Origin of the sequence: Streptococcus suis (assembly GCF_016743335.1) — a bacterium.
Classification (GTDB): Bacteria; Bacillota; Bacilli; order Lactobacillales; family Streptococcaceae; genus Streptococcus; species Streptococcus suis_Y.
The window spans coordinates 1-13,944 of record NZ_WCJE01000051.1; the positions used below are offsets into that span (position 1 = coordinate 1).

At 37.1% G+C, this 13,944-nt stretch carries 14 protein-coding genes; all 14 read left to right on the plus strand.

What is annotated here, in order from left to right; all coding sequences use genetic code 11:
* Positions 1-91: 91 nt before the first annotated feature.
* The 14 genes from F9856_RS10740 (at position 92) to F9856_RS10800 (ending at position 13,779) form a co-directional block, all read left to right on the plus strand.
* The gene (locus F9856_RS10740; RefSeq protein ID WP_105128746.1) at positions 92-973 is read left to right on the plus strand and encodes a diacylglycerol/lipid kinase family protein; all 882 of its coding nucleotides are present in this window, start codon (positions 92-94) and stop codon (positions 971-973) included.
* 9 nt (positions 974-982) lie between these two features.
* Positions 983-1,186, plus strand: coding sequence for a DUF951 domain-containing protein (locus F9856_RS10745; protein ID WP_202106592.1), 204 nt, complete (start codon positions 983-985; stop codon positions 1,184-1,186).
* A gap of 103 nt (positions 1,187-1,289) precedes the next feature.
* Entirely contained in the window at positions 1,290-1,634 is a 345-nt protein-coding gene (locus F9856_RS10750) for a helix-turn-helix domain-containing protein (protein WP_024398527.1), read from the plus strand.
* A 92-nt stretch (positions 1,635-1,726) separates the two neighbouring features.
* On the plus strand, positions 1,727-2,842 hold the full coding sequence (gene ychF, locus F9856_RS10755) for a redox-regulated ATPase YchF (protein ID WP_014637241.1): 1,116 nt from the start codon (positions 1,727-1,729) through the stop codon (positions 2,840-2,842).
* A gap of 157 nt (positions 2,843-2,999) precedes the next feature.
* A complete protein-coding gene (pth, locus tag F9856_RS10760) occupies positions 3,000-3,569 on the plus strand; it encodes an aminoacyl-tRNA hydrolase (protein WP_202106593.1) in 570 nt (189 codons plus the stop codon).
* Positions 3,569-7,063, plus strand: coding sequence for a transcription-repair coupling factor (mfd, locus tag F9856_RS10765; protein ID WP_202106594.1), 3,495 nt, complete (start codon positions 3,569-3,571; stop codon positions 7,061-7,063). Before pth ends, mfd begins: the two co-directional genes overlap by 1 nt.
* A 49-nt stretch (positions 7,064-7,112) precedes the next feature.
* Positions 7,113-7,385 (plus strand): RNA-binding S4 domain-containing protein, encoded by a 273-nt coding sequence (locus F9856_RS10770; RefSeq protein WP_004194330.1) that lies wholly within the window; start codon positions 7,113-7,115, stop codon positions 7,383-7,385.
* Complete coding sequence (locus F9856_RS10775) at positions 7,372-7,740, plus strand: FtsB family cell division protein (protein ID WP_004194327.1); 369 nt, start codon at positions 7,372-7,374, stop codon at positions 7,738-7,740. Before F9856_RS10770 ends, F9856_RS10775 begins: the two co-directional genes overlap by 14 nt.
* The gene (locus F9856_RS12320) at positions 7,737-7,850 is read left to right on the plus strand and encodes an SP_0009 family protein (protein WP_004194325.1); all 114 of its coding nucleotides are present in this window, start codon (positions 7,737-7,739) and stop codon (positions 7,848-7,850) included. Before F9856_RS10775 ends, F9856_RS12320 begins: the two co-directional genes overlap by 4 nt.
* Positions 7,851-7,862: 12 nt before the next feature.
* The gene (locus tag F9856_RS10780; protein ID WP_202106595.1) at positions 7,863-9,143 is read left to right on the plus strand and encodes a serine hydrolase; all 1,281 of its coding nucleotides are present in this window, start codon (positions 7,863-7,865) and stop codon (positions 9,141-9,143) included.
* Positions 9,144-10,412 (plus strand): tRNA lysidine(34) synthetase TilS, encoded by a 1,269-nt coding sequence (tilS, locus tag F9856_RS10785; protein WP_202106596.1) that lies wholly within the window; start codon positions 9,144-9,146, stop codon positions 10,410-10,412. It abuts the gene before it with no gap.
* Between the two features lie 7 nt (positions 10,413-10,419).
* The gene (gene hpt, locus F9856_RS10790) at positions 10,420-10,962 is read left to right on the plus strand and encodes a hypoxanthine phosphoribosyltransferase (RefSeq protein ID WP_014735203.1); all 543 of its coding nucleotides are present in this window, start codon (positions 10,420-10,422) and stop codon (positions 10,960-10,962) included.
* 21 nt (positions 10,963-10,983) lie between these two features.
* The gene (gene ftsH, locus F9856_RS10795; RefSeq protein WP_202106597.1) at positions 10,984-12,957 is read left to right on the plus strand and encodes an ATP-dependent zinc metalloprotease FtsH; all 1,974 of its coding nucleotides are present in this window, start codon (positions 10,984-10,986) and stop codon (positions 12,955-12,957) included.
* A 351-nt stretch (positions 12,958-13,308) separates the two neighbouring features.
* Complete coding sequence (locus F9856_RS10800; protein WP_002936602.1) at positions 13,309-13,779, plus strand: sigma-70 family RNA polymerase sigma factor; 471 nt, start codon at positions 13,309-13,311, stop codon at positions 13,777-13,779.
* Positions 13,780-13,944 lie beyond the last annotated feature (165 nt).

A 13,944-nucleotide genomic window follows, 5' to 3' on the forward strand; every position in this document is an offset into this window, starting at 1 on the left:
ATAATATTAAGAACGGCTAAACTAGCCGTTTTTATGTTATACTAAAAAATAGCACCTAGCTTATTTTTATATATTTAGTGATGGGGAATAAATGACATTATATATATTAGCTAATCCTAATGCTGGTAGCCATACTGCTGAACATATCATATTCAAAATAAAAGAAAGTTATCCACAGCTTGCAGTTAATATTTTTATGACAGTTGGTCCTGAGGATGAAAAAAGTCAAATAGAGGCTATTTTAAAGGAGTTTGTCAGTAGTGAAGATCAATTAATGATTTTAGGCGGAGACGGCACACTATCTAAAGCTTTGCGTTTTTTGCCAGCTAGTCTACCGTTTGCTTATTATCCAACAGGATCTGGAAATGATTTTGCTAAGGCAATGAATATAACATCGCTCTATAGAAGTGTAGATGCCATTTTAGAGGGAAAAACAAGTCGGATATATGTTTTAAACAGTTCATACGGAACGGTTGTAAACAGTATGGATTTTGGCTTTGCAGCTCAAGTTATCAATGGTTCGACGAATTCAATTTTGAAAAAAATTCTGAACAAGGTAAAACTTGGGAAGTTAACTTATCTATTCTTTGGTATTAAAACATTATTTTCAAAACAAGCTATAAACTTAGAATTAACTCTTGATGAAAAATCTTATCAGTTAGATAATCTCTTTTTTATTTCTGTAGCAAATAGTCTTTATTTTGGTGGAGGAATCATGATATGGCCAACAGCAAGTGCTAAAAAGAAGGAAGTAGATATTGTTTACTTCAAAAATGGAAATTTCTACCAACGTCTACAATCATTGTTAGCCTTATTAACGAAGAGGCATGAATCTTCTCATACAATTCAGCATTTAACAGGGGTAGATGTAGTTTTAAAATCAAAAGAAAAATTGTTATTGCAAATAGATGGAGAGACATGCACTGCAAATGAGGTAACGTTAACCTATCAGGAAAGAAGTATGTATCTTTAAGGAGGAAGTATGTATCAATTAGGATCATTTGTCGAAATGAAAAAGCCCCATGCCTGTGTCATCAAATCAACCGGTAAGAAGGCAAATAAGTGGAAGGTTATCCGCCTAGGAGCGGATATTAAAATCCGTTGCAGTAACTGTGACCATGTTGTTATGATGAGCCGGCATGATTTTGAACGAAAAATGAAACAAGTTCTACCAAGTGAAGCCTAGTTGACAGTTTGCAACTACTGGTTGCGAGTTTTTCCTAAAAAGTGCTAGTCAACTGCTCCTTTCTAAGCTATAATAGACTTAGAAAAAAGAGGAGGATATAATCATGAAGCAGTTGGCACAGCAAATCAAGAATCTACGCACAACCAAGAACCTATCTCAAGATGAGTTGGCAGAGAAACTCTATATTTCCCGTCAGGCTGTTTCCAAGTGGGAAAATGGCGAAGCCACGCCAGATATTGACAAACTGGTCCAGCTGGCAGAAATCTTTGGTGTTAGTCTGGATTATCTGGTTTTAGGAAAAGAGCCTGAGAAGGAAATTGTGGTGGAACAACGAGGAAAAATGAATGTTTGGGAGTTTCTTGCTAATTATTGGTGGGTTCTTATCCCAATCATGATAATAGCCTTTGGCTTATTTGCTGCAGCGATGAGAATTTTGCAGAAATTTTGATAAATCTTACAATCCTGTCATTTGGCAGGATTTTTCTCATCTTTTCTGCTATAATAGTCATGATTGAATTTTTAATTGGAGAGTAAAAAAACATGGCTTTAACAGCAGGAATCGTCGGTTTACCAAACGTTGGTAAATCAACCCTATTTAACGCAATTACCAAGGCAGGAGCAGAGGCTGCAAACTACCCTTTCGCGACCATTGATCCAAACGTCGGCATGGTAGAAGTGCCCGATGAGCGTTTGCAGAAGTTGACAGAACTCATCACCCCTAAAAAGACAGTCCCAACGACTTTTGAATTTACCGATATTGCCGGTATCGTAAAAGGTGCCTCTAAAGGTGAGGGACTTGGAAACAAATTCTTGGCCAATATCCGTGAGGTTGATGCCATTGTCCACGTGGTGCGTGCCTTTGACGATGAAAATGTCATGCGTGAACAAGGCCGTGAAGACGCCTTTGTGGATCCAATCGCAGATATTGATACTATTAACCTAGAATTGATTTTGGCGGATCTAGAGAGTATCAACAAGCGTTATGCGCGTGTAGAAAAAATGGCCCGTACGCAAAAAGACAAGGATTCTGTGGCAGAATTTGCAGTTCTTGAAAAAATCAAGCCTGTCTTGGAAGATGGAAAATCTGCTCGTACAGTTGACTTCACCGATGAAGAACAAAAAATCGTTAAGCAACTCTTCCTCTTGACCACCAAGCCAGTCCTCTATGTTGCCAACGTCGATGAAGACAAGGTAGCAGATCCTGAGTCTATCAGCTATGTTCAGCAAATCCGTGACTTTGCGGCAACAGAAAATGCAGAAGTAGTGGTCATTTCTGCCCGTGCAGAGGAAGAAATTTCAGAACTCGACGATGAAGACAAGGGTGAGTTTTTGGAAGCTCTTGGATTAACAGAATCTGGTGTGGACAAATTAACACGTGCAGCCTACCACTTGCTTGGACTTGGCACCTACTTTACAGCAGGGGAAAAAGAAGTACGTGCTTGGACCTTCAAGCGTGGCATGAAAGCTCCTCAGTGTGCGGGTATTATCCACTCAGACTTCGAAAAAGGCTTTATCCGTGCCGTTACCATGTCTTATGATGATTTGATTCAATACGGCTCTGAAAAGGCTGTAAAAGAGGCAGGACGCCTTCGAGAAGAAGGAAAAGAGTACGTTGTTCAGGATGGGGACATCATGGAGTTCCGCTTTAACGTTTGATGGCTAAACTGTCCTTATTCTTCGTTGTTTTACCTTGCCATACCGTCAGTATTGTCTGCGGTTTCAACGCCTAGACTAAGAACAGTTTATCGTATCAAAGAGGATGATTACTTGGTTGGAAAGCTTTTTCCAGCCTTTTGGTATTTAAGGAGAAAAAATGACACGATTGATCATCGGTCTGGGAAATCCCGGAGACCGCTATTTTGAAACAAAACACAACGTTGGCTTTATGTTGCTGGATAAGATTGCCAAGCGTGAAAATGTGACCTTTAGTCACGATAAGATTTTCCAAGCTGACATTGCCACAACCTTTATTGATGGTGAAAAAATTTACCTGGTCAAACCAACGACTTTCATGAATGAATCAGGTAAGGCTGTTCATGCCCTGATGACCTACTATGGTTTGGATGAGACAGATATTCTGGTGGCTTACGATGATTTGGACATGGCTGTTGGGAAAATCCGTTTCCGTCAAAAAGGCTCCGCAGGTGGCCACAATGGGATTAAATCCATTGTCAAGCATATTGGAACACAAGAATTTGACCGCATTAAAATCGGCATCGGCCGTCCCAAAGGAAAAATGAGCGTTGTAAACCATGTCTTGTCTGGCTTTGATATAGAGGACCGTATTGAAATTGACTTAGCACTAGATAAACTTGACAAGGCTGTCAACGTATATCTCGAAGAAGATGATTTTGATACTATTATGAGAAAGTTTAATGGATAATGAATATACTCGATTTACTTCACAAAAATAAGCAAATCAATCAATGGCAGTCTGGTTTAAACAAATCAACACGTCAGTTACTATTAGGATTATCTGGAACCAGTAAGTCATTAGTCATGGCGACTGCCTATGATAGTTTGACTGAGAAAATAATGATTGTAACGGCTAGTCAGAATGAAGCAGAGAGATTGACTACAGATTTATCAGCCATTATAGGCAGTGAGAATGTTTACAACTTCTTTACAGATGATAGTCCGATTGCAGAGTTTGTTTTCGCTTCTAAGGAACGGACGCAGTCAAGAATTGATAGCTTGAATTTTCTGACTGATTCAACTCAATCAGGAGTTATAGTTGTTAGCATGGCTGCTTGTAGGATTCTGTTACCGAATCCAGAAATATTTAGAAAGTCAAAAATTCAAATTGAGGTTGGTCAAGAAATAGAAGTTGACATTTTTGTAAAGAAACTTGTCAATATAGGCTACAAAAAGGTATCCAGAGTTTTAACTCAGGGAGAATTTAGCCAACGAGGAGACATCCTAGATGTTTTTGATATGCAAGCCGATGCCCCTTATCGTTTGGAATTTTTTGGAGATGAGATTGATGGCATTCGTATCTTTGATGTCGACAGTCAAAAGTCTTTAGAAAATTTGGACAGCATCACCATTGCTCCAGCATCGGATATTCTTTTGACAGCTACTGACTATGAACGGGCCTGCAGTAGTATTGAAACAGCTATTGAACAATCACATATAGAAGAACAGCAGTCTTATTTACGGGAAGTTTTGGCGGATATGCAAACAGAATATCGTCATCCCGATTTACGAAAATTTCTATCATTTTTATATGAACAATCTTGGACACTGCTAGATTATTTGCCAAAGGGAACCCCTTTATTTTTAGATGATTTTCATAAAATTGCTGACAAGCAGGCTCAATTTGAAAAAGAATCAGCAGAGTTATTGACAGATGATTTACAAAAGGGTAAATCAGTGTCAAGTTTAAACTATTTTGCATCTACCTATTCGGAATTAAGAAAATACAAACCTGCCAGCTTCTTTTCAAGTTTTCAAAAGGGGTTAGGAAATGTAAAATTTGATGCCCTCTATCAATTTACTCAACATCCTATGCAGGAATTTTTCCATCAAATTCCCTTATTAAAAGAAGAACTAACTCGGTATGCTAAGTCGAAGAATACGGTCATTATTCAAGCAAGTTCTGAAGCAAGTTTACAGACTTTACAAAAATCTTTACAGGAGTATGATATTCAGCTACCTGCCTATCCAGCGGATAAGTTAGTAGAAGGTCAGCAACAAGTGACCATTGGACAGCTAGCTTCTGGATTTCATTTGATGGATGAGAAGTTAGTTCTTATTACTGAAAAAGAGATTTTTAATAAAAAGATTAAGCGTAAGGTCCGTAGAACTAATATTTCTAATGCTGAGCGTATTAAGGACTATAGTGAGCTAGCTGTTGGTGACTATGTTGTTCACCATGTTCACGGGATAGGTCAGTATTTAGGGATAGAAACCATTGAAATATCAGGTATCCACCGTGACTATGTGACAGTTCAATATCAAAACTCCGATCGTATTTCCATTCCTGTAGAGCAGATTGATCTCCTTTCCAAATACTTGGCCTCTGATGGAAAAGCTCCAAAAGTTAATAAACTAAATGATGGCCGTTTCCAACGAACCAAGCAAAAAGTTCAGAAGCAGGTAGAGGACATTGCGGATGATTTGATCAAGCTTTATGCAGAGCGTAGCCAGTTGAAAGGCTTTGCCTTTTCACCGGACGATAACAATCAAGTTGAATTTGACAACTACTTTACACACGTGGAAACAGACGACCAACTCCGTTCCATCGATGAAATCAAAAAAGACATGGAAAAAGATTCTCCAATGGATCGTCTTTTGGTTGGGGATGTTGGTTTTGGTAAGACCGAAGTAGCCATGCGGGCTGCCTTTAAAGCAGTCAATGATGGCAAGCAAGTAGCTATTCTTGTTCCAACGACTGTTTTAGCCCAACAACACTATGCTAATTTCCAAGAACGATTTGCGGAATTTCCTGTCAATGTGGATGTTATGAGTCGTTTTAAAACCAAGGCAGAGCAGGAAAAAACACTTGAGAAATTGAAAAAAGGTCAAGTTGATATCTTGATTGGTACCCATCGCCTTCTATCAAAAGATGTTGTTTTTGCTGATTTAGGTTTACTGGTTATTGACGAAGAGCAACGGTTTGGTGTCAAGCATAAGGAACGCTTGAAGGAATTGAAAAAGAAAATAGATGTCCTAACCCTAACTGCAACTCCAATTCCTCGGACATTGCAAATGTCTATGTTGGGAATCCGTGACTTATCCGTAATCGAGACTCCACCGACAAATCGCTATCCAGTCCAAACTTATGTCATGGAAACAAATCCTTCCGTTATCCGAGATGCAATGCTTCGTGAGATAGATCGCGGAGGACAGGTTTACTATCTTTACAATAAAGTTGACACCATTGAACAGAAAGTGTCTGAATTAAAAGAATTGGTTCCAGAAGCTAGCATCGGTTATGTCCATGGTCAAATGTCGGAAATTCAGCTGGAAAATACCCTTTATGCCTTTGTAGAAGGTGAGTATGATATTCTGGTGACCACAACAATCATTGAAACAGGTGTTGATATTCCAAATGCTAATACACTGTTTATTGAAAATGCAGATCATATGGGACTGTCAACGCTTTATCAACTTAGAGGACGTGTTGGCCGATCCAGTCGGATTGCCTATGCCTATCTCATGTACCGTCCAGACAAGTCCTTGACAGAAGTAGCTGAAAAACGCTTGGAAGCCATTAAGGGCTTTACAGAACTAGGATCAGGTTTCAAGATTGCTATGCAAGATTTGTCTATCCGTGGAGCTGGAAATATTTTAGGTGCTGCTCAGTCAGGTTTTATTGATTCTGTGGGATATGAACTGTATTCACAATTGCTGGAACAAGCCATCTTGGAAAAACAAGGCAAGGCGTCTCAGCGTCAGAAGAGTAATTCAGAGGTCAATTTACAGATTGATGCCTATTTACCAAGTGATTATATTGGTGATCAGCGACAAAAAATTGAAATTTACAAGCGTATAAAGAATATTGATAGTCGTGTAAACTATCACGAATTACAGGAAGAATTGATTGACCGTTTTGGAGAGTATCCTGATGTAGTAGCCTACTTACTTGAAATCGGTCTATTGAAATCATTTTTAGACCAAGTTTTCTGTCATACAGTTCTTAGACGCCAACATCAAGTGACAGTAACATTCGAACCTATGGCTGGTCAAATTTTCCTAACGCAAGATTACTTTGAAGCTTTATCTGTGACAAATTTGAAAGCTCAGATAACGGAAAATAAAGGAAAACTAGCTGTTGTGTTTAACATTCAACAGAAAAAAGAATATGAAATATTAGAGGAATTGATTTCTTTTGCCGAAAAATTAAAAGAAATTAAAGCAAGGAAGGCAGAATAAATTTCTCAAATACCTTGAAAAATGGTAAAATAATGAACTGAGGTAAAGTATGAGACTAGATAAATATTTGAAAGTATCCCGCATTATCAAGCGTCGAACAGTTGCGAAGGAAGTTGCCGATAAAGGACGAATAAAAGTCAATGGGATTTTGGCGAAATCTTCAACAGATTTAAAAGTAAATGATCAGGTTGAAATCCAATTTGGTAATAAACTACTCACTGTAAAAGTACTTGAAATGAAAGATTCGACTAAAAAAGAAGACGCACTGAAAATGTATGAAATTATCAGTGAAAAAAGGATAGAAAAAGATGAAGAAATCTAAAATTCTACAACTGAATAATGCCTTTATTCAGTCGGAGCGTAAAAAAACTCAGCATCAATTGGCAGAACGCCAACAAAAAAATCGTTTTATGGGTGCGATTCTCATTCTAGTTATCTTTCTTTTTATGTTGCCTGCCTATAATCTTGTTGGGACTTACACTAATATTCAGCAGCAGGAAAAGAAGCTTGCTGAATTGGAAAAAAATTACGAAGAACTGACCAAAGAACAGAAGCAGGAAGCAGAAATGGTTGCAAAATTGAAAAATGAGGAATACGCAGCAAAGTATGTTCGGGCTAAGTATCAATACTCTAAAGAAGGGGAATTTGTCTACAATATTCCAGGGTTACCAAAATGACCGAATCTATTTTTAAAATTGTAGAGCAATTTTTACAGCATTCTGATGAAAAATTAGAAGAGTTGAATCAAAAGAATAGAGAATTAAAGTTAGAAGAAAATGAATCGTAGAAAGGAGGGAGTATGCAGAAAAAACTGCTCGTATGGTTATTGCCAGTTTTGTTTGGATGGCAGGTGGTCGATAGTACAGAAATACCATTTGCACTCACAGCGCAAGAAGAATACAAATTGACTCATACTATCTATGATCAGTATTTTCAAACTATCCCTCAAAACCCAAATGTTTTTCAAACTGAGAATCTTTATTCGAATGAAGAACTGACTATAGCAGGTGGACAATTACAGCCGAACCAACATTTTTCTATTACGGATGTTCTAGTCAATAGCAAAAAAGAATTGGTTTTCAAAATAGATGAAAAGGGTTACATTCTTGCAAGTAGGCATCTACTATTTGATGATGTAATTGTTACAGAAACTACTGTTGAGCAAACTTATTGGACAAAAAAAGGTTTCACATTGTTAACCTCACCAATTGCTAACGAAGCTACGGAAATAAAAAATGATTTACAACCCTATCAAGCTGTTATGGTTTCTAAAATCGTGACAACTTCCCTAGGTGATTTTGCCTATGTTACAGATAAAGGTTGGATTGCAGTAAATAATCTTTCTAAAACGGATAATAGAGTAGAAGCCGTTCAAGAGTTGTTGACTAACAAATATTCCAAAGATACTATTGGTATATATGTGAAACAATTGTCAACAGGTCAAACTGCAGGTGTAAATCAAGAGAAACTATTCTATTCTGCCAGCATTGCTAAACTACCAATTCTTTATTACGTTCAAGAGCAACTGAATGCTGGGTATATTGATTTGACTACTAAAGTGAAATATACAACCGAATCTATATCCTTCCCAGGAGCTTATGTTGCTGGAGGAAGTGGTTCACTGTCAAAAACTCCTGACAATAAAGATTATTCAGTGGAAGAATTAATCAATAAGACTGCTAAAGAGTCAGATAATGTAGCTAGTAATTTACTTTCTTATTATGTAGCTAATAAATTCGATTCCAATTTTTATCAAGTAATAACTGCTAAAACAGGTAGTGAGTGGAGTATGGTTACACGTGAAACTTCAGCTGAAATCGCAGGTAAAATGATGGAAGCCTTATATATTCAAAATGGCTATGTGCTAGAAAGTTTGTTATCTACTCAATTTGATGATCAACGTATTTCGAAAGACATCTCAGTTCCAGTTGCTCATAAAATTGGTGATGCAGATGATGTCAAACACGATGTAGCGATTGTTTACGCAGGGTCTCCTTTTGTTTTATCTATTTTTACAGATAAATCAAATTATGATGAGATTACACAAATTGCAAATGATATTTACGGGATTTTAAAGTAAATGAAAGATAGATTTTTAAAAGTGACACTGGATGGTCACTTTTTTGATAAACATAAGAAAGTACTAGTAGCCGTATCTGGTGGGTTAGATTCTATGAACCTATTCCATCTTTTATACGAATGCAAACAAGTGTTAGGGATTGAACTTGGAATTGCCCATATTAATCATGGACAGAGAGAAGAATCTGTCATTGAGGAAAAATATCTTAGACAGTTAGCAGAAGAAAGTAATGTTCCCTTTTATCTGTCCTATTTTGAAGGCGATTTTTCAGAAGAAGCGGCGCGAAAATGGCGTTATGGATTTTTTGCTACAATCATGGAGAAGGAAGGTTACACTGCACTAGTGACAGCCCACCATGCAGATGATCAAGCAGAAACTGTCTTTATGCGATTGATTAGAGGAGGTCGTTTACGTCACTTATCAGCAATTCAACCGACTCAGCCTTTTGCAACAGGGGAACTTATTCGACCACTTTTATCTTTTAAAAAGGCAGATTTTGAAAAGCTATTTCATTTTGAAGATTGCAGCAATGCAGATTTCAAATATTTTCGAAATAGAGTCAGAAATGACTATTTACCAAAGTTAAAACAGGAAAATCCTAAAATCGAACTTACTCTCAATAATCTTGCAGTTGATACAAATAATCTATTTCAAGCGCTAAGAGATTTGACACAGGATTTATCCGTTACAGATGTGATGAGTTTTCAACAACAGACACCTGCGGTACAAAGTTATCTATTAGAGGAATATTTGGAAAAATTTCCTAATTTACAGCTCTCTCGTCCACAATTTAATGAAGTATTACACATCTTGCGTTCAAAAGCTAACTACTATCATTTATTGAAAAATGATTACATGCTAGAAAAGGATTATCATCGTTTTCAAATTTATAAAATAGGACCAGAGACGGATAGTCAACCAGAAAAAATCATGATAAAATCAGAGGGTATTTTTTCTTACGGTTCATATATTTTTTCTCTCAATCATCCTTTGGAAGAAGCGGATAGTATTTTATATTTTCCTACAGAAAATCCAATTGTAGTGAGGAGAAGGCAGGCTGGGGATACCATTTTAATAAACGGAATAAATAAAAAACTCCGCCGTTGGTTTATTGATAATAAAATCTCACAGAAAGTTCGACAAAATGCGCTTATTATCGAGCAGAATGGAGAAATTTATGGAATTACGAATCTTGTTAGCAGTGATTTGAGTAAATCAGTAAAAAATGATATAATCAAAGCTACCTTATATATAAAAATGAAAGAGTAGAACAACTATGTTGGACAAAGATATTAAGAAAATTCTTGTTTCAGAAGAAGAAATCGTTGCAAAATGCAAAGAACTCGGTCAAATTCTAGCAACAGACTATGCAGATAAGAACCCTATTCTTGTTGGAATTTTGAAAGGTTCTATCCCATTTATGGCAGAATTAATGAAACATATTGATGCCCATGTAGAAACGGATTATATGGTTGTTTCTAGCTACCATGGCGGAACGGAGAGTAGCGGTACCGTTAAGATTATCAAGGATTTGGACAATAGTGTTGCAGGTCGACATATCATCTTCGTAGAGGATATTATTGACACTGGTCGCACATTAAAAGAATTGAAAGAACTCTTTGCTTTGCGTCAGGCAGCTTCTATTAAAATTGCCACTCTTCTTGATAAACCAGAAGGTCGTGTTGTTGAAATCGAGCCAGACTACACTTGCTTTACTATTCCAAATGAATTTGTAGTTGGATTTGGCTTAGATTATGATGAAAATTACCGTAATCTTCCTTATGTTGGTGTACTCAAAGAGGAAGTTTACACAAAATAGAAAAAGGTTTCCTACTATATTATGAACAATCAACCAAATAAAGGATTTATAAAAAATCCTTTTCTCATTATTCTCGTTATTGCCACTATTGTTACAGCCTTTCAATTTTTTAACGCTGGTCAGCAAGTAGCAACTCAAGAAATCAGTTATTCACAAGTAGTAACTGAATTGAAAAATAATAATGTATCTGAAATTACTTATCAACCAGATTCAAGTGTTATTGAAATTACTGGTAAGTACAAAACAGAACAGGAAGCTAAAGATGAGTTAGCTTCATCTATTAAGTTATTCCAAGTTTCTAGTAAAGTTAAGTATAAAAACTTTAAATCACTAATTTTACCGTCAGAAACGAATTTGTCAGAGCTACAAGCTCTTGCAAATGAAAATGGAGTAAAGGTTACTATTAAACCTGAAAGTTCAAATGGACTTTGGTTAAATATCGTCTTTAATTTGTTACCGCTTATCATTGCTGGTGTATTCTTCATGATGATGATGAACCAGGGTGGTGGCGGAGCTCGAGGTGCCATGAACTTTGGGCGAAACAAGGCAAAAGCTCTTGAGCAAAGCAATATCAAAGTTCGTTTCTCAGATGTTGCAGGTGCAGAAGAAGAAAAACAAGAATTAGTTGAAGTTGTTGAATTTTTGAAGGATCCAAAACGCTTTACTAAACTTGGAGCACGTATTCCAGCAGGTGTGCTACTAGAGGGTCCTCCAGGAACAGGTAAAACCTTGCTTGCCAAAGCAGTAGCGGGTGAAGCGGGTGTACCATTCTTCTCCATTTCTGGTTCAGATTTTGTTGAAATGTTTGTTGGTGTCGGTGCCAGCCGTGTTCGTTCATTATTTGAAGATGCAAAAAAAGCAGCACCAGCCATTATTTTCATCGATGAAATCGATGCTGTCGGTCGCCAACGTGGTGTCGGCATGGGTGGTGGTAACGATGAACGTGAACAAACCCTCAACCAACTCTTAATTGAAATGGATGGTTTTGAAGGGAACGAAGGGATTATTGTCATTGCCGCAACCAACCGTAGTGATGTTTTAGACCCTGCCCTTCTTCGTCCAGGTCGTTTTGACCGTAAAGTATTGGTTGGTCGTCCGGATGTTAAAGGACGTGAAGCAATCCTTAAAGTTCATGCGAAGAATAAACCACTAGCAGCAGATGTAGATTTGAAATTAGTAGCACAACAAACACCAGGATTTGTTGGTGCAGATTTAGAGAATGTTCTTAACGAAGCAGCCCTTGTAGCTGCACGTCGAAACAAGACTGTCATTGATGCTTCAGATATTGACGAAGCAGAAGATCGTGTCATTGCAGGTCCATCTAAGAAAGACCGTCAAGTTTCAGCCAAAGAACGCGAAATCGTTGCCTACCATGAAGCAGGTCATACAATTGTTGGTCTTGTACTATCAAATGCACGTGAAGTTCACAAAGTAACAATTGTTCCCCGCGGTCGCGCAGGTGGATACATGATTGCCCTTCCTAAAGAAGATCAAATGCTTCTTTCTAAAGAAGATATGAAGGAGCAATTGGCTGGGCTTATGGGTGGTCGTGTAGCAGAAGAAATTATCTTTAATACTCAAACCACAGGTGCCTCAAATGACTTTGAGCAAGCTACACAGATGGCGCGTGCTATGGTTGCAGAATATGGTATGAGTGAAAAAATGGGACCAATGCAGTATGAAGGCAGTCATGCAATGTTTGCTGGACAAACAACTCAAAAACATATTTCTGAGCAAACTGCATATGAGTTAGATAATGAAGTACGTGATTTGTTAAATGAAGCTCGCAACAAAGCGGCTGAAATTATTCAGTCTAATCGCGAAACTCATAAACTAATCGCAGAAGCATTGCTCAAATACGAAACCCTAGACAGTGTTCAAATTAAATCTCTGTATGAAACAGGCAAAATGCCAGAAAATATTGAACGTGATGATGAAGATATTCATCCCCTTTCTTATGAAGAGGTAAAAGAGAAAATTAATACGAAAGAGTAGTATAAAAATGGTCTGTGTAAGACATTCCATAACGGATCTGCCCTCACTCTCAACCACTAAAATAACCACAAAGCCTTCGCTAAGTACATAATCTTGGCGAGGGCTTTTTTACATGATACATATCAGAAACAGGGCATTTACAAGAAAAACGAATCAATAGTTATTTATCTCAATCTTAGAACTATACCAAATAACTCCCTTCTGAAGCAGAATGCAATGTTTGCCATAGAGTATCAACAGCAAATGTACTTTAAAAAAGAAAAATCAAATAAAGTATGCTAGACAAAAATGTCCTGTAGAAAGACAGCACTTTTCGATAAACTTAAACCATCAACAAAAGGAGATTAAGAAATGGAATTCGAAAAAGTGTACGCAAGCGTCAAAGGTATTGTAAACAAGGCTCGAAAAGAGTTTTACATTAAACTATGGGATCGAGATGATTGGGAACAAGAAGGAATGATGACCTTGTTTGAATTGTTGGAAGCTCAACCGTGGCTAGTTGATGAACAAGTTCAATTATATTGTTATTTTAAAGTCAAGTTCAGAAATCGAATCAAAGATCGTATCCGCAAACAGGAAAGTCAAAAACGCAAGTTTGACCGTATGCCACATGAAGATATTCACGAATTATCTCACGCAATACAATCACCGGGATTGATAAACGATGAACTATTAATGTTGAGAGGTGCCTTGAGAGATTATCGAAAAAATCTGAGCAATGATCAACTTGATAAATACGAAAAATTAATTAGCGGACAATGTTTTAATGGTCGTCGTGAAATGATACGTGATTTACAAATTCATTTGAAAGACTTTCGCTAAAACTAATTACTAACATCATGTTAATCGAATTAAGAAATTGGGCAGAAGCACCATAAAAAGTTCTGTTCAGTTTCTTTTTATATAGGTTATAGCAAAGAGAAGAAGGAATAGGAGAAAAAACAAAGTATCTACATAGAACTTTCAGTGTAAAAAATCCCAAAAACT